The sequence below is a fragment of the Pseudarthrobacter sp. NKDBFgelt genome, from assembly GCF_046097905.1.
Taxonomy (GTDB): Bacteria; Actinomycetota; Actinomycetes; order Actinomycetales; family Micrococcaceae; genus Arthrobacter; species Arthrobacter polychromogenes.
Window position 1 is genome coordinate 61,219 of the sequence record NZ_JBJURL010000006.1, and the last position, 16,382, is coordinate 77,600.

Below are 16,382 nucleotides of genomic sequence, written 5' to 3' on the forward strand. Positions count from 1 at the left end.
TATGCTCTGGAAGCTGCTTGTTGAATACCTGCGGCCGCACCGCAAGCTGCTGGCCGCCGTCGTGGTTTTCCAGCTCGCGCAGTCCATCGCGTCCCTGTACCTGCCCACCCTCAACGCGGACATCATCGACGAGGGCGTGGCCAAGGGCAACATTGGCTACATCCTCAGCCTGGGCGGGGTGATGCTGGGGATCACCCTGTTGCAGATCGTCTGCGCGGTGATCGCGGTGTACTTCGCGGCGAAGGCGGCGATGGGCGTGGGCCGGGACCTTCGGGACGCCATCTTCACAAGGGTGGGGGAGTTCTCCGAGCAGGAGGTCACCAAGTTCGGCGCCCCCAGCCTCATCACCAGGTCCACCAATGACGTCCAGCAGGTCCAGCAGCTGGTGCTCATGTCCGCCACCATGCTGGTCACCGCGCCCATGCTGAGCATCGGCGGGGTGATCATGGCGGTGCGGCAGGACGCGCAGCTGTCCTGGCTGATCGCCGTCGCGGTCCCGGTGCTGCTGGTCGCCGTCGGCCTGATCACCGTCCGGATGGTGCCGTTGTTCCGAAAGATGCAGAAGCGGATCGACACCGTGAACCGCGTGCTCCGCGAGCAGCTCACCGGCATCCGCGTGGTCCGGGCCTTTGTCCGCGAGGACATCGAGACGGAACGCTTCGCCCGCGCCAACGCGGATGTCACGGACACCGCCCTGCGCGCCGGCCGGCTCATGGCGCTCGCCTTCCCGGTGGTGATGCTGGTCCTGAACGTCTCGTCCGTGGCCGTGATCTGGTTCGGCTCGTTCCGCATCCAGGACGGATCCATGCAGGTGGGCACGCTCATCGCGTTCCTGAGCTATCTGCTGCAGATCCTGATGTCCGTCATGATGGCCACGTTCATGGCCGTGATGATCCCGCGCGCCGCGGTGTCCGGGGACCGGATCGGGGAGGTGCTGGGGACGGAGTCGAGCGTCCGGCCGCCGCTTCATCCCGTCAGTTCGACGGCGGCACAGGACGGCCGCCGCGGTGAGCTGGAAATGCGCGACGTCGGATTCGCCTACCCGGGTGCCGACCAGCCCGTCCTCACCGGGATCAGCTTCACCGCCAAAGCAGGGCAGACGACGGCGATCATCGGCAGCACCGGCGCCGGCAAAACCACCCTGGTGAACCTCATGCCCCGGCTGTTCGACGCCACGGAAGGCTCGGTCCGGATGGACGGCGTGGACGTCCGCGAGCTGCACCCGGACCTGCTCTGGGGGCACATCGGCCTGGTCCCGCAGCGGCCCTACCTGTTCAGCGGCACCGTGCGCAGCAACCTGCAGTACGGCAAGCCGGACGCCACCGAGGATGAGCTGTGGACCGCTCTGGACATTGCCCAGGCCCGCGACTTTGTGGAGCGGATGGAGGGCGGGCTGGACGCGCCCATCAGCCAGGGCGGCACCAACGTCTCCGGCGGGCAGCGGCAGCGCCTCGCCATCGCCCGGGCCCTGGTGAAGCGCCCTGAGCTGTACATCTTTGACGACTCGTTCTCCTCGCTGGACACCGGCACCGACGCCCGGCTCCGGCAGGCCCTCAAGCGCAGCACCGCCGGTGCCACACTGGTGATCATCGCCCAGCGCGTTTCCAGCATCGTGGACGCGGACCAGATCCTGGTGCTCGACGACGGCAGGATCGTGGGGCGCGGGACGCACCGCGAGCTGCTGGAGACGTCCGGGACGTACCGCGAGATCGTCTCCTCCCAGCTGGCAGCGGAGGAGACGGTATGAGCGCGCCGCACCGTCCGCCGTCGTCCGCCTCTTCCGGAAGCGGCGCTCCAGGGACCAGCTCCGGAACCGCACCCGCGGCCAAAACGGCAAGCGCCGACGTCGTACGCATCCCCCGTCCGGTGGGCGGACCCGGACGCGGCGGGCCGTTCGCGGGGATGAACGTCCCGGCGGAGAAGGCGATGAACTTCTGGCCGTCCGCCAAGCGGCTGATGGGGACGCTGCGGCCGGAGCGGGCGTGGCTGCTGCTGGTGTTCGTGACGGCGGTGGCCGGGGTGGCGCTGTCCGTGATCGGGCCGCGGCTGCTGGGGGAGGGCACCAACCTGATCTTCGCCGGCGTGGTGTCCCGGGAGCTGCAGGCGGGGGTGAGCAAGGAGCAGGTGATTGCGCAGCTGCGGGCGTCCGGGGAGGGGCAGCGCGCGGACATGCTCAGTGCTATGGACCTGGTGCCGGGGCAGGGGATCGACTTCGCGGCGCTGGGAAGTGTGCTGACGTGGGCGCTGGTGCTGTATGTGCTGTCGTCGGCGTTTATGTGGGTGCAGGCGTATGTGCTGAACGGGGTGGTGCAGCGGACGGTGTTCGGGCTGCGGGAGCGGATCGAGGCGAAGATCAATCGGCTGCCACTGCGGTACTTCGACTCGATCCAGCGCGGCGAGCTGCTCAGCCGGGTGACGAACGACGTGGATAACATTTCGCAGAGCCTGCAGCAGACCATCAGCCAGGCGGTTACGTCGGTGCTGACCGTGGTGGGCGTTCTGGTGATGATGTTTATCCTGTCGCCCACCCTGGCGCTGATCGCGCTGGTGACCATTCCGCTGACGCTGGGGATCACTGCGCTGATTGCCAAGCGCTCGCAGAAGCTGTTTGTGGCGCAGTGGAAGCACACGGGGGAGCTGAACGGGCAGATCGAGGAGACGTACACCGGGCATGCGCTGGTGAAGGTGTTCGGCCGGCAGCAGGAGGTGGGAGAGCGGTTCCGGCAGAAGAACGCGGAGCTGTATGAGGCGAGTTTTGGCGCCCAGTTCATTTCCGGGCTGATCATGCCGGCCATGACGTTCATCGGGAACCTGGTGTACGTGGGAATCGCCGTGGTGGGCGGGCTGCAAGTGGCGTCCGGGGCGATGCAGCTGGGCGACGTGCAGGCGTTTATCCAGTACTCGCGGCAGTTCACCATGCCGCTGGCGCAGCTGGGGTCCATGGCCAACGTGCTGCAGTCCGGGGTTGCGTCGGCGGAGCGGGTGTTCTCGCTGTTGGATGAGTCTGAGGAATCGGAGGAGCCGGCGCCTTCTGCTTCGCCTGTGTTCGGGCGGGGGCGGCTGGTGTTCTCGGACGTCTCGTTCTCGTACTCGCCGGACCAGCCGCTGATCTCTTCGCTGTCGTTGGTGGCGGAGCCTGGGCAGACGGTGGCGATTGTGGGGCCCACCGGGGCCGGAAAGACCACGCTGGTGAACCTGATGATGCGGTTCTACGAGATTGATGCGGGGAAGATAACGCTCGACGGCGTGGACGTCACCTCGGTGCCGCGGCGCGAGCTGCGCTCGCGGATGGGGATGGTGCTGCAGGATACGTGGCTGTTTGCCGGATCGATACGGGACAACATTGCGTACGGGCGGCCTGGGGCATCTGAAGCTGAGATTTTGGAGGCGGCGCGGGCGACGTATGTGGACCGGTTCGTGCGGTCGCTGCCTGACGGGTACGACACGCTTTTGGAGGACGAGGGCTCGAATGTGTCCGCGGGGGAGAAGCAGCTGCTGACGATTGCGCGGGCGTTCCTGGCGCGGCCTTCGGTGCTGATCCTGGACGAGGCGACTTCTTCCGTGGACACCCGGACTGAAGTGCTGGTGCAGAAGGCGATGAGTGCTTTGAGGAGCGACCGGACTTCCTTCGTGATCGCGCACCGACTGTCCACCATCCGCGACGCCGACCTCATCCTGGTGATGGAGGCCGGCCAGATCGTGGAGCAGGGCACGCACGCTTCACTGCTGGCCGCGGGCGGGGCTTATGCGCGGCTGTACGAGGCCCAGTTCGCGGCGCCTGCGGCGGAGGTTTAGAAGTTGTGTGCACAGATTTTTCGCAAGAGCCGCGAGCCGACGGATTCCAAGACGTTAGGACCATTGCTTGCCACCAAAGCCTAGTCTGCGCTGCAGTAAACGATTGCCAGCAATGACGAAAAACACATCGAAGCAAAGGTCACCGTTTGCCTCAAATTGTCATTTCTTTTCGATCTTGGCCAGCGCTAGGGTGAATCCAGAACGTTCGATGCTCCGCTTGCGCTGGACCAAGTTCACTTTGCTAAAGAAGAAAAGGACATCCGCAAGCGGGCCAGGCTTTTCCGTGGCAATTGCCAATACCATGCGAGGATTGGTCGGCAGGGTGGAGGATTTGAATTGCCCATTGAATTTCTTGCTGACGTGGGCTCGGTAGCCTGCGGCGTCTTCGCCGTATAGCTCGGCGGAAACGGCGGCTTGACTAAATAGGTGCGACAGTGTGGCAGATGACTCCATCCGTTTAACGCATAGGAAGTCACCTTGGTCAGTAATCATGTCCGCGATCTCGACCTTTTGATATGCGCCGCCGATCGGAAAATTCTTCTTATCGAGCAGCAACCACTGAAACTTTTTGGCTGTGGTCTCGTTGTAGTCTCCCTCGCCGAGTTCCTTGCCGTCTGCACTCTTCCCCCAGATCGGAAGGCCTACTTGACTGGTCACATCCAGAATCGCGCGAACTTGATTGTTTATCTTCTTTACGTAGTCCTTGTCGATACGGAACCATTGGCCTAGACAAAAAACGTATGTCTCTTTATTGTCAATGACTTCAAAGACGAAGTAGTCCCGCAATTTTCGCGCGGTTCTTATGGGATCGCCGCCTGAGTTAAACGGAGTTATCTTGAGATCCTCCAGGGGATTCGCTTTAGACGATTCTGATATTTGGTTGAGAACATCCGTTAACGTAAGGTCCTCGAGATGGTCTCGGCGCTTTCTGTCGCCGGAGATTTGATAATAATCAGGTTCCTCTCCAAAAATATCATCCGGCGAAGCGACGCCAATACGCTGACCTGCCGGATTCTTGATCGCAGCGTTAAGGAGCCCTACCAGGGGCTTAATAGCAGCATCATTCTTTTTGAGTGGAACAAAGTTATCAAGGTATGGGAAGCTCGTCTTATACGCATCTGACTCAAATGATGCCAATAACCACGCAAGAATCGTAGGAATGTCCTTAAGTCCAGCCTTGGTGGTGAGGGAAGCAGCCTGAGAGCCACCCAAGCTGTTGACCAGAGACTTGCTGTCTCCAACTTTTCCTCGAACGAAACGTATCATTTCTCGTTCAACGTCGAGATCTAGATCGGCAATGCTTGCTTGATTTGATGTCTGGCTACGTTGTTGTCTACTGTTTTCGTTCAACGTTCTAACTTGCATCGCTGCAAGTTTATAGGGGTCAACGGCGTTGACGGTTGTTCGCAAGCCGAACTCGGGTTCCAAAAGTTCCGCGTTGAGAATGGAATGTCCATGTCCGAAGCAGACTGCGAAGAACCGCGTCTTTACTTCGAAAAGTAGCACGAGGCTGTTCGATACGTTAATAAACGATGATGTATCAACAAGTTCCGCTGCGGTCTCAGCCCACGAGGGGGCTTTTTCTCGGCCGGCCACAGACCAGGCTTGAAAGGGAACGTTGAGTTTGGTCTTCGGACTTAATTCGGCGGGACCGGACAGGCCCTCAGGCACGACCTTCAGCAACTGCCCGAAACTGTCCGCTTCTTTGCGGTAGAGGTAAACAGAAATTTTCAAAATATCCCCAATGAAGGTTTGATTGCAGGCCGTAGTCGCGTCGACCCCTGGCTCACAGAGAGTCTAAGGCTGAACATCGGGTCCTTGGCAATGCGGGTCAAAACGAGAAGTGGGAGAACCGTGGAAGTGGTGAGGTCATCGTCATGCGGACCGAGACGGCTGTTATGCCGGCGCGTACTGCCCTACTGAAGCGTGCCTCAGACGCTGAGACTGCAGGGAACCAACTCGTGGAGCTCCGATGTGACTGATTTTCCGAGCGGCTGAAGTAGTGCTTTCAGCGCTTCGTTCACTGATACTCATGACATGTCTAATTCTGCCGCTCAGGGCAATCAACCCTTGAACGAAATGCGTCCACCAGCGGACTATGACCCGACTGACTACGTGTGGACCCACGGACGTCGGGGAGTCAGTACAACTGGAGCGTCCATCACGTCGCATTTTGGCGACGTGCATTCTGCGCTACTAAATTTTATTGGCGCCTCAGAAGCTGTGGTGGGCTGCGTCGCCTGGATGACCGACTTCACAATTCTGGACCAGCTCGCGAACATTGAGACAGCCATAATTGTTCAAAAGGAGGATTTCCTTCGCCCCGACCTGGGAATAAAGCAAGGCTGGAAAGCTCGTATTCGAACTAAATACGCGGCATTGCACAACGAGTGGATGCGCTACGATTTCCCCGCGCCGCTCGCGGACATGACAACTAACTCCCTGTCCGGTATTGACGCTGTGCGGTGTGTTGGCACGCATAACTCCGAGCAAAAGTCCGCCACCCCGAGAATGCACCACAAATTTCTGGTCCGACTCCGCCAAGAGACGGTTGAGGGCACGGACTTCGGTGCGTTGGGCAAGTCTGCCGATCGGGTAATTCTCCATCCTGAGGCCGTCTGGACAGGCTCCTTCAACTTCAGCAAGAACGCGGGGGCTTCCTTCGAAAATGCGGTCGAGATCGAGAGTGCCGAAGTAGCTCAGTCCTACTTGGAGGAGTTCAGTCGAGTTGCATCACTAGGTGAGCCTCTCGACTGGACATCTAATTGGGTAATGCCAGAGTGGCGTCTGGGCACCTAAAGCGAATCCGTTGTTAGTGCACTGTTTCGGGCAGAGTTGAACAGTGCGCTGGAGTCCGACCTACCGGGCTTCGCGATCGCAGACGGAACCTCGTCCTCGACGCCAACCTCATCATGGTGATGGAAGTCGGATCGGTGGAGCGGGGTGACCGTACTATTCATTGGCAAGGCGTCAGCCACGGCGAGCCTAACGAAGCCCACCCCGCCCGTCGCCGCTACGGCTGGAGCGATACGCCCTACGGTTGGTCCGCTGTCCTGAATGGTCCTTTCAGGCCGGGCGATTTCGGCAAACACAACTTCCGGTCGTGCCCAAGCGCGGACTGGGCGTTCCATCTGGGAGCGGCACCCAGAGAGACTCAATGGATGTGTGTAGCATGTGGATACCGGGGAAGGGGCAGGGCGTGGAGAACAATGAGGTGAGGCTCAAAATTTTGGGTGCACCCAACTCCATTGACGTCCGTGCCCTACACAGGTCGTTGGGCGGCCTAATAGATCTACTCCATGGCGCAACAGACTCGCATTGGCTGATTGCCGACATGAAGGTGTCTAGTGCTCTCGTTGAGGTTCGTCCTGATGAAGACCTGGATTGGCGGGCTGTCTTTGCTGAAATTACCGAGGGTTTGCGCCATCTCGAAACCATTTCGTCTACTCCCGCATCGTGGGGCGATGCCATGCTTGAGGCCGTCGTTCAGGCGGGTGGCCTAAGCAAGTTCGCAGGTGTTGAGGGCGTTGAATTGACTGTCGGTGCGGCAGGTGAGCCTATTCGCTTAGACGGAGAAATAGTGGCTAACGCGTCACGTGCTCTGAAAGCGCCAAACAAGTCACTGGGATCGGTAGCTGGAAAGATTGACCGCTACCTCAGCCGCAGCGGCAGGAAGAATTTTGGTCTCGTTGATGAGAGCACAGGCAAGTCAGTTAAGGTCACGTTCTCATCCCACATGGAAGCCCGAGTGGTTGAGGCCATAGGCAAACAAGTATTGGCGTGGGGTGAACTACGGCGGGACCATACTGGACGGAAAGTCTCGCTGTCTTTGGAAGATTTTGAAACTGTCGAGACGGTTAGTCGTCCTGTTTCCGTGGACGAAATTGCTGGGCTGCTTGGAACGGATTGGACGAATGGCATCGGTTCCGTCGAATGGGTGAGGAAACAGCGTGACGAGGACTGAACCACGGAGGGCTATCGACACATGCGTGTTGCTGAACGTCCTCACTAATGGCGGCCTGGACGACGCTTCTTGGTTGCCTCGGAGTAGGCAGGTGCTTGAGGCTGCAATCCAGGGAAGGTATCGGCTAGCCCTATCCGCCTACTTGATTCCTGAAGTGGCCGGGAATGGCAAGATACGGGGATCGCATCTACCGCCTATCGACAGGAAGCACCGAGTCGCCCGTACGCGGGAATGGATCAGTAATGCGGGTTTCATGATTGTGGAGATCGACGGCCGCATTGCCGCCAAAGCGGCAGACATCGCTATTACCAAACAACTTCGGGGTGGAGACGCCTTGATCTTGGCTAGCGCCATGCAGGCTAAGGTCGAGGTCCTTTATACGTGGGATTCCGACCTACTCAAACTGAATGGCGTGTACGACTTCGAGATAACGGAACCGCCTTCACCTGGTGATGAGGGGCAGTTGGACCTGTTTAGCGCCGCATCCTAGAGACTGCGTCTTCAGGCCTGTCCGGAGCCTCGGCCTCAATGCGGGCCATCAACGCTTTGAAACCATCAGGGTACTCGGAGTGCTACCGAAGAATGGCTGCCTGTCGCTCCTTTTCCGGGATCGAACTTAACCATGACGTGGTGCTGGGCAGTGGCCATGACAGAGTCCGCCTACAAGTACGTGCTTCACTAACATGATGTCGGGGTGTTTTCGAAACTATAGAAAGAAGGCGTACGTGAGCGACCGGAGTGACAGGCTGAAATCGATGGGAAAGTCGTTTCTTGCCTCGATTGCTACATCTGCCCATGAAGTTCTGGGCCGCGATGCTGCCCTGAACACGCTGAAGATCGACCTTCAGGCTAATGACTACAAAGAAGTAACTGGAAAGCTCGCCTACGCGATTGTGGACCTGCAAGAGGAAGTTCTGAGGCTGCGCACCGAAATTGAAGTCTTACGGCACGACGCGGAAACCAGCTAGCACTGGGCTGTAGAACCCTCAAAAGAAGCCAGCGAGTCATCACAGCTGACAGGCTTCTTTACTCTCATTTCCTAGGTTGTTGTCAGAGCACTCTTATTCAACTTGGGGATAAATGGGCTTGCATCTCTTAACGGTTCTTAGTGAGTGTCCTGCCGTGAGGGATGTTCATGTGAATCCGGCCAGTCCGCTTGATGTGCTTGATCGCGGTGTTGTTGGCTTCCAATCCCGTCGTAGTACACGGACACACAGCGCAACGTTCCGGCCCTCGCACGTAACCTGTTTAGATGCCTCGTTTTGCGCTTGATATTGAGTCCGTGCCCCGCCCTGCCCGTGCGCAGGAGCTGCTGGATGCAGTGAACCACCGGGTGGTCATTGCCGACGGCGCGATGGGCACCATGCTGCAGGGTCGGGACCTGTCGCTGGAGGACGACTTCCAGGGACTCGAGGGCTGCAACGAGATCCTTAACGACACCCGCCCGGATGTCCTCGCGGACATCCACGACGCGTACTTCGCCACTGGCATCGACGCCGTCGAAACCAACACCTTCGGCGCCAACTGGTCCAACCTGTCCGACTACGGCATCGACGACCGGATCGAAGAGCTCGCCCGTAAGGGTGCACAGATCGCCCGCGAACGCGCCGAAGCGGCAGAAAAAGCAGACGGCCGGATGCGCTGGGTCCTCGGCTCCATGGGCCCGGGTACCAAGCTCCCCAGCCTCGGCCACACCAGCTACGACTACCTCAAGCAGACCTTCGCCCTGCAGGCCGAGGGCCTCATCGACGGCGGCGCGGACGCCTTCCTCATCGAAACCAGCCAGGACCTCCTGCAGACCAAAGCCGCCGTCAACGGCTGCAAGCAGGCCATCGTGTCCCGCGGCATCCGGCTCCCCATCTTCGTCGAGGTGACGGTCGAAACCACCGGAACCATGCTCATGGGCTCCGAAATCGGGGCCGCGCTCACCGCCCTGGAACCGCTCGGCGTCGACGCCATCGGCCTGAACTGCGCCACCGGGCCGGACGAGATGAGCGAGCACCTCCGCCACCTCTCCAAGCAGTCCTCCGTCGCCATCGCCTGCATGCCCAACGCCGGCCTACCGGTCCTCGGCCCCAACGGCGCGCACTACCCACTCTCACCCACCGAACTCGCCACCGCCCACGAACAGTTCGTGCGCGAATTCGGCCTGGGCCTCGTGGGCGGCTGCTGCGGTACGACGCCGGAGCACATGGCCGCCGTCGTCGAACGCCTTGCGCCCTTCCGCACCCGCGAAACGAGCGCCGGCAACAACGGCCCCGCCCGCACCCCTTCCGAGCGGGAAGCAGGCATCGCCTCCCTCTATCACCACGTGCCGTTCGACCAGGATTCCGCCTACCTCGCCATCGGTGAGCGCACCAACGCCAACGGTTCCAAGGCGTTCCGCCAGGCCATGCTCGAAGAACGCTGGGACGACTGCGTGGACATCGCCCGCGAGCAGGTCCGCGTCGGCGCGCACCTGCTGGACGTCTGCATCGACTACGTGGGGCGCGACGGCGTGGCCGACATCAAGGAGATCGTCTCGCGTTTCGCGTCGGCCTCCACCCTCCCGCTCGTCATCGACTCCACGGAACCGCCCGTGCTGCAGGCCGGGCTCGAACTCATCGGCGGCCGCCCGGTGGTCAACTCCGTCAACTACGAGGACGGCGACGGCCCCAACAGCCGCTTCGCGCGCATCATGCCCCTCGTGAAGGAACACGGCACCGCCGTGATCGCCCTGACCATCAACGAAGAGGGCCAGGCCCGCACCACCGAAGGCAAGGTGGCCATCGCCTCCCGCCTCGTCGACGCCCTCGTGGGCGAATGGGGCATGCGCGTCGAGGACATCATCGTGGACGCCCTGACCTTCCCCATCGCCACCGGCCAGGAAGAAACCCGCCGGGACGGCATCGAAACCATCGAGGCCATCCGCCAGATCACCGCCAAATACCCCGGCATCAACACCACGCTCGGCGTCTCCAACGTGTCCTTCGGCCTCAACCCTGCCGCGCGCGTCGTCCTGAACTCCGTATTCCTGCACGAGGCCGCGCAGGCCGGCCTGACCAGCGGCATCATCGACGCCGCCAAGATCGTGCCGCTCGCCTCCCTGCCGGAGGAACAGCGCAAGGTGGCCCTGGACCTCGTCTGGGACCGCCGCGAATACGACGCCGACGGCAACACCACCTACGACCCCCTGGCCGTCATGCTGGACATGTTCGCCGGCGTCGACACGGCAGCGCTCAAGGACCAGCGCGCCGCCGAACTCGCCGCCCTGCCCACGGGCGCGCGCCTGGAACGGCGCATCATCGACGGCGAAGGCAAGGGCCTCGAGGAGGACCTGGACCTGGCACGCAGCGAGGGCATGACCCCGCTCGGCATCATCAACGACCACCTGCTCGAGGGCATGAAGGTGGTGGGTGAGCGCTTCGGCGCCGGCGAGATGCAGCTGCCGTTCGTGCTGCAGTCCGCCGAGGTGATGAAGAACGCCGTGGCCCTGCTCGAGCCGCACATGGAGAAGTCGGATTCCTCCGGCAAAGGCACCATGGTGATCGCCACCGTGCGCGGCGACGTGCACGACATCGGCAAGAACCTGGTGGACATCATCCTCACCAACAACGGCTACAAGGTCATCAACATCGGCATCAAGCAGGGCATCGCCGAGATCATGGCCGCGGCGGAGGAGCACAACGCCGACGTGATCGGCATGTCCGGCCTGCTGGTGAAGTCCACCGTGGTGATGAAGGAGAACCTCGCGGAGCTGCAGTCCCGCGGCCTGGCGAAGAAGTGGCCTATCATCCTGGGCGGCGCTGCCCTGACCCGCGCCTACGTTGAGCAGGACCTGGCCGAGCAGTTCGACGGCGTGGTCCGGTACGCCAAGGACGCCTTCGAGGGCCTCGCCCTCATGGAACCGCTGGTGAAGGTGGCCCGCGGCGCGTCCCCGGACGACGTCGGCCTGCCGCCTTTGAAGAAGCGCATCCACAAGGGCGGCGCGAGGTTCACGGTGACCGAGCCGGAGGCAATGCCCGGCCGGTCCGACGTCGTCACGGACAACCCTGTGCCGGCGCCGCCGTTCTGGGGCACGCGCATTGTGCGCGGCGTCGCGCTCCATGACTACGCTGCGTTCCTCGACGAGCGCGCCACGTTCATGGGGCAGTGGGGGCTCAAGCCCGGCCGCGGCGAGGACGGCGCCTCCTACGAGGAACTGGTGGAGCTCGAGGGCCGGCCGCGCCTGCGCTACTGGCTGGACCGCATCCTCGCCGAGGGAATGCTGGATGCGTCCGTCGCGTACGGCTATTTCCCGGTGGTTTCCGAGGGGGAGCAGGTGGTGGTGCTGCACCACGGGGAGGATCGCGACGGCGTCCTCGGCACCGCGGGCCTGCTCGCCCCCGATGGCGGTTCAGGCGGCCCGATCGGCACCGACCGACTGCGGTTCGACTTCCCGCGCCAGCGCCGGGACCGGCACCTGTGCCTGGCCGACTTCGTGAAGTCCCGCGAATCGGGGCAGATCGACGTGCTGCCGGTGCAGCTGGTCACCGCCGGCTCGAAGATCGAGGAGTTCACGTCCAAGATGTTCGCCGCCAACCAGTACCGCGACTACTACGAGCTCAACGGCCTGGTCATGCAGCTCACCGAGGCGTTGGCGGAGTTCTGGCATGCGCGGATCCGCAAGGAGCTGGGGTTCGCGGCCGAGGAGCCCAAGGACACGGCAGGGTATTTCAAGCTCGAGTACCGCGGTGCGCGGTTCTCACTCGGCTACCCCGCGTGCCCGGACATGGAGGACCGCCGCAAGGTGACGGAGCTGCTGAAGCCGGAGCGCATGGGCGTGGTCCTCAGCGACGAGCTGATGCTGCACCCCGAACAGTCCACCGACGCGTTCGTGTTCCACCACCCGGAGGCGAAGTACTTCAAGGTGTGAGTTGGGGTGGTCCGTGGCCTGGATGGAGTGCGCCTCCCGGGCGCGGCCGGCTCTACCTACGCACCAGACAGGATTCGGACCCGAAAGGCTCGTGGGAGCCACACGCCGGGGCGGAGGTAATGCTGCCAAGTGTGAGGTTGGAATTTAGGGCTGTCATTCAAAAGGCTGCAGGAAACTCGTTTTGGACGCTAACCTGACGGTTTTTGAGTGAATTCTGACGTCAGGTTGGGCTGTCGCCTATCTGGGGGAGCTCCCTGCCCCGTGTGTAATTTCTAGCCCTTAGTAAAGGCTCCGGATAAGTTCGGCAGCTTCGGTTTGGAGTGCGGGCGGGTCAGTTTTCGACCAGGCTAGGTAGACGGGGACTGGCGGTGCGTCTCGGACGGGCCGGTAGGCCAGGCCGGCCCTTCGGTATTGGTGGGCGGTGGATTCGGCGGTTATGCCGCGGGCTTTGCCGCTGCCGATGACCGTAAGCCAGTCGTCCACGTCGTCGGTGATTACCGTCTGAACGGGTTGCTTTCCTTCGGTCCAGAGGTCCAGGCGGGTGCTTCCGGTCCGTGGATCAATGGCCAAAGTGGCATCGCTGACTTGGGCTAGTGTGACAGTTCGTTTGGCTGCCAGGGGGTCCTCGATGGCCATTGCGCAGTAGCGCTTCTCGTATCCAGTGAGGACGAAGTCGAGGGTTCCTGGTTCCGGGGTGCGGCGCAGGATTGCAAGATCGGTTGTTCCTTCAGCCAGCCCTGCCGTAGGGGTATTTGTCCTGATGAGCAGCAGGTCTTTGTCGGGGAAGGCGGCGGTCCACCGGCGTTGGAATTCAGGGGTGTGTCTGCCTAAGGCAGACCACGCATATCCGATCCTTACGGTGCTCTTGGAGGAGGACGCTTCCCGCTGGAGATCTTCCAGCGCGGAGAGGGCATGTCGAGCGCGACCTATCACGCGCTTTCCCGCGGGAGTGAGTTCCACGCTGCGGGTGGTCCGCACCAGCAACCGAACTCCTAATGCCCGTTCAAGAGCAGCGACGTTCCGGGAAACAGCGGCCTGGGAAATACCCAGCTCAATGGCTGCGTCGGTGAACGTCCCAGCCTCTGTAACCCTGAGGAAAGATCTCAGGTGGCGTATCTCGAAGTCCATGGCCACCAGTCTATTCATGCAGGATCTGCATTAGTCGGCGCACTTATGCATTATGGGGGAGTGCGGCCGTCGCGGAGAATCCATTCATGGATAAAGCAGGGAAAGGGCGCCAGGGGCGGGCAACCGCCACGCTCGTAGCAAGTGCGCTCTCAAACCAATTGGGTGCGGCCAGTGGCTCGATGGCCTTTCCGGCAGTAGGCCCCGTCGGTGTTGTTGCAGTTCGTCAACTTGTTGCTGCCGCGGTACTCCTGCCGCTGGTCCGGCCAAGAGTCCGGGATTTCACGCTTTCCCAATGGTGGCCGATACTACTGCTCGCGCTTGTCTTCGGAACGATGAACCTTTCGCTCTACGCCGCCATCGAGCGGATCGGTCTGGGACTGGCCGTGACGCTGGAATTCCTTGGGCCCCTGGCAGTTGCCTTGGCCACAACCAGAAGTAAAGGCAGCATGTCCTGTGCTGCCATTGCCGGTGCGGGCGTTGTTGCCATCACACAGCCCGAGGCTTCCACGGACTACGCCGGAATCGGTCTTGCACTCATCGCGGCATCGAGCTGGGGCGCGTACATCCTGCTGAACAGAACGGTAGGTAACCGGATACCCGGCGTCCAGGGAACCGCCACCGCAACCGGAGTGTCAGCCGCGCTGTTCCTCCCCATCGGGCTCACCATCTTCATTACCCAAAGACCCGACGCCGCAGCGGTGCTTTGTGCCGTCGCCGCCGGACTCCTGGCATCCGTCGTGCCCTATATTGCAGACCTGGTAGCGCTGCGCAGCGTCCCTGCCCACATCTTTGGCGTCCTCATGAGCATCAATCCTGTGTTCGCTGCGGCCATCGGAGCCATCGCACTCAATGAGGAACTGGGCGCGGTGGAATGGGCCGGGATAGTCCTCATTGTCGGTGCTAACGCGTTCGCGCTGCGCCTTCGGCGCTGAAGCGGGAGCCGGGACCAGGCGGATAAGCAGCACCTGCAGGCTGGGCTGTAGCTGGGCATCATGGGCATGACGTTCATGATCATCTGGGCAGCGAAGGTTGCTGAGATGCCTATCTGTGTGGTCCCGGCCTTAGGGCTGATGCCGGATGGCCGGTGCAGCCGCTGTCAGCGGATGCCGAGGTCGCTGTCAACATACGAACCGGGGCGGTTTTCAGTGCCATGCTGGCAGGTGCAGCCACCATCCAGCTGCAGCCGAACGGTCACCGGACTCGCTGCTTCGAGCCGGATGTCAGCTTGCTCCTTCCCGTTGCTGCTAAGGCGGAGAATCGATTCTTGGTCGGTGCGATGGGTCATGTGATTACCTTTGCTGATGCGGGGAGAGTGGGTGCGCGCCGGCGGCACGGGCCAGGAAGGCCCGTGCCATCCGGGTGGGTTGCTACTTACGTGGGGTTCTAAGCCTTGACGTATCCGTTCGGGTTCAGCACGAACTTTGTTGGCGAACCGGCGTCAAATTCGGCGTAACCGCGCGGTGCATCCTCAAGCGGGATCGCTTTCGCGTTTACCGCCTTGGCGATCTGAACCTTGTCGTGCAGGATCGCCATCATCAGCTGGCGGTTGTACGACATAACGGGGCACTGGCCGGTGGTGAAGGACAGGGACTTTGCCCATCCGGTGCCCAGGGACAGCGACAGGGAGCCGTGCTTTGCTGCCTCGTCAATTCCACCAGGATCACCGGTGACATACAGGCCGGGAATGCCAAGAGCCCCGCCTGCAGCGGTGATGTCCATGAGCGAGTTCAGCACGGTGGCCGGGGCCTCGTGGGAGGCGTCCTTGCCGTGGCCGCGGGCTTCGAACCCTACGGCGTCGACGCCGCAATCCACTTCGGGCACGCCAAGGATCTGCTCGATCTGGTCCTTCGGATCGCCCTTGGTGACGTTCACCGTTTCGCAGCCGAAGGAGCGGGCCTGAGCCAGGCGGCCTTCGTTCATGTCACCGACAATCACGACGGCGGCACCGAGCAGCTGCGCGCCAACGGCGGCCGCCAGGCCCACCGGGCCGGCGCCTGCAATGTAGACGGTGGATCCGACGCCCACACCGGCGGTGACGGCGCCGTGGAAGCCGGTGGGGAAGATATCGGAAAGCATGGTCAGGTCCATGATCTTTTCCAGGGCCTGATCGCGATCCGGGAACCTGAGCAGGTTCCAGTCAGCGTAGGGGACCAGCACGTATTCCGCTTGGCCGCCCACCCAGCCGCCCATATCCACATAACCGTAGGCGCTGCCCGGGCGGTCCGGGTTGACGTTCAGGCAGATGCCCGTCTTGCGCTCCTTGCAGTTCCGGCAACGGCCGCAGGAGATGTTGAAGGGCACGGAGACGATGTCTCCCACCTTGATGAACTCCACGTCCGGACCGACTTCCACCACTTCGCCTGTGATTTCATGGCCAAGAACGAGGTCCTTGGGGGCGGTGGTCCGGCCCCTGACCATGTGCTGGTCCGAGCCGCAGATATTGGTGGTCACCGTGCGCAGGATCGCGCCGTGGGGTACTTTTCGGCCCACATTGGCGGGATTGACGCCAGGACCATCCTTGAGTTCGAACGTCGGGTAGTCGGTGTTGATGATTTCGACGACACCGGGTTCTTTGTAGGCGACGGCTCTGTTTCCTGACAT

12 protein-coding genes are annotated in these 16,382 nt (G+C 61.8%); 8 read left to right on the forward strand and 4 right to left on the reverse strand.

The window, feature by feature from the left end; translation table 11 throughout:
* The first annotated feature begins 1 nt into the window (after position 1).
* Both ACKAE7_RS02905 and ACKAE7_RS02910 read left to right on the forward strand, forming a co-directional pair.
* Positions 2 to 1,747 (forward strand): ABC transporter ATP-binding protein, encoded by a 1,746-nt coding sequence (locus ACKAE7_RS02905; protein WP_408978468.1) that lies wholly within the window; start codon positions 2 to 4, stop codon positions 1,745 to 1,747.
* Complete coding sequence (locus ACKAE7_RS02910) at positions 1,744 to 3,795, forward strand: ABC transporter ATP-binding protein (RefSeq protein WP_408978469.1); 2,052 nt, start codon at positions 1,744 to 1,746, stop codon at positions 3,793 to 3,795. Before ACKAE7_RS02905 ends, ACKAE7_RS02910 begins: the two co-directional genes overlap by 4 nt.
* A 159-nt stretch (positions 3,796 to 3,954) precedes the next feature.
* On the opposite strand, the gene ACKAE7_RS02915 is transcribed toward ACKAE7_RS02910, so the two are convergent.
* The gene (locus tag ACKAE7_RS02915; RefSeq protein WP_408978470.1) at positions 3,955 to 5,529 is read right to left on the reverse strand and encodes a TIGR04141 family sporadically distributed protein; all 1,575 of its coding nucleotides are present in this window, start codon (positions 5,527 to 5,529) and stop codon (positions 3,955 to 3,957) included.
* A 303-nt stretch (positions 5,530 to 5,832) separates the two neighbouring features.
* On the opposite strand from ACKAE7_RS02915, the gene ACKAE7_RS02920 reads away from it, so the two are divergent.
* The 5 genes from ACKAE7_RS02920 to metH all read left to right on the forward strand — a co-directional run bounded on the left by ACKAE7_RS02920 (position 5,833) and on the right by metH (position 12,653).
* Entirely contained in the window at positions 5,833 to 6,594 is a 762-nt protein-coding gene (locus ACKAE7_RS02920; RefSeq protein ID WP_408978471.1) for a phospholipase D-like domain-containing protein, read from the forward strand.
* Between the two features lie 400 nt (positions 6,595 to 6,994).
* On the forward strand, positions 6,995 to 7,759 hold the full coding sequence (locus ACKAE7_RS02925; RefSeq protein ID WP_408978472.1) for a hypothetical protein: 765 nt from the start codon (positions 6,995 to 6,997) through the stop codon (positions 7,757 to 7,759).
* 25 nt (positions 7,760 to 7,784) lie between these two features.
* The gene (locus ACKAE7_RS02930; RefSeq protein ID WP_408978473.1) at positions 7,785 to 8,249 is read left to right on the forward strand and encodes a type II toxin-antitoxin system VapC family toxin; all 465 of its coding nucleotides are present in this window, start codon (positions 7,785 to 7,787) and stop codon (positions 8,247 to 8,249) included.
* 235 nt (positions 8,250 to 8,484) lie between these two features.
* Positions 8,485 to 8,727 carry a hypothetical protein gene (locus ACKAE7_RS02935; RefSeq protein ID WP_408978474.1) on the forward strand — a complete coding sequence of 81 codons (243 nt, stop codon included), beginning with the start codon at positions 8,485 to 8,487 and terminating at the stop codon, positions 8,725 to 8,727.
* A 284-nt stretch (positions 8,728 to 9,011) separates the two neighbouring features.
* Positions 9,012 to 12,653, forward strand: a complete 3,642-nt coding sequence (gene metH / locus ACKAE7_RS02940; RefSeq protein WP_408978475.1) for a methionine synthase — start codon at positions 9,012 to 9,014, stop codon at positions 12,651 to 12,653.
* Positions 12,654 to 12,932: 279 nt separating this feature from the next.
* Here the strand turns inward: metH and ACKAE7_RS02945 are convergent, their stop codons facing one another.
* Complete coding sequence (locus ACKAE7_RS02945; RefSeq protein ID WP_408978476.1) at positions 12,933 to 13,781, reverse strand: LysR family transcriptional regulator; 849 nt, start codon at positions 13,779 to 13,781, stop codon at positions 12,933 to 12,935.
* A gap of 332 nt (positions 13,782 to 14,113) precedes the next feature.
* Here ACKAE7_RS02945 and ACKAE7_RS02950 point away from each other — a divergent pair, with 332 nt between their 5' ends.
* On the forward strand, positions 14,114 to 14,713 hold the full coding sequence (locus tag ACKAE7_RS02950) for an EamA family transporter (protein WP_238340817.1): 600 nt from the start codon (positions 14,114 to 14,116) through the stop codon (positions 14,711 to 14,713).
* 164 nt (positions 14,714 to 14,877) lie between these two features.
* Here ACKAE7_RS02950 and ACKAE7_RS02955 read toward each other — a convergent pair whose 3' ends face one another.
* Positions 14,878 to 15,066 (reverse strand): hypothetical protein, encoded by a 189-nt coding sequence (locus tag ACKAE7_RS02955; RefSeq protein ID WP_066279322.1) that lies wholly within the window; start codon positions 15,064 to 15,066, stop codon positions 14,878 to 14,880.
* A 98-nt stretch (positions 15,067 to 15,164) separates the two neighbouring features.
* Entirely contained in the window at positions 15,165 to 16,382 is a 1,218-nt protein-coding gene (gene fdhA / locus ACKAE7_RS02960; protein WP_408978477.1) for a formaldehyde dehydrogenase, glutathione-independent, read from the reverse strand.

What these genes read in the sequence shown, in the direction of transcription:
- fdhA (WP_408978477.1), bottom strand. Translation starts at nt 16,382, where the DNA reads ATGTCAGGAAACAGAGCCGTCGCCTACAAAGAACCCGGTGTCGTCGAA.
- ACKAE7_RS02955 (WP_066279322.1), bottom strand. Translation starts at nt 15,066, where the DNA reads ATGACCCATCGCACCGACCAAGAATCGATTCTCCGCCTTAGCAGCAAC.
- ACKAE7_RS02910 (WP_408978469.1), top strand. Translation starts at nt 1,744, where the DNA reads ATGAGCGCGCCGCACCGTCCGCCGTCGTCCGCCTCTTCCGGAAGCGGC.
- ACKAE7_RS02905 (WP_408978468.1), top strand. Translation starts at nt 2, where the DNA reads ATGCTCTGGAAGCTGCTTGTTGAATACCTGCGGCCGCACCGCAAGCTG.
- ACKAE7_RS02920 (WP_408978471.1), top strand. Translation starts at nt 5,833, where the DNA reads ATGTCTAATTCTGCCGCTCAGGGCAATCAACCCTTGAACGAAATGCGT.
- metH (WP_408978475.1), top strand. Translation starts at nt 9,012, where the DNA reads ATGCCTCGTTTTGCGCTTGATATTGAGTCCGTGCCCCGCCCTGCCCGT.
- ACKAE7_RS02945 (WP_408978476.1), bottom strand. Translation starts at nt 13,781, where the DNA reads ATGGACTTCGAGATACGCCACCTGAGATCTTTCCTCAGGGTTACAGAG.
- ACKAE7_RS02950 (WP_238340817.1), top strand. Translation starts at nt 14,114, where the DNA reads ATGAACCTTTCGCTCTACGCCGCCATCGAGCGGATCGGTCTGGGACTG.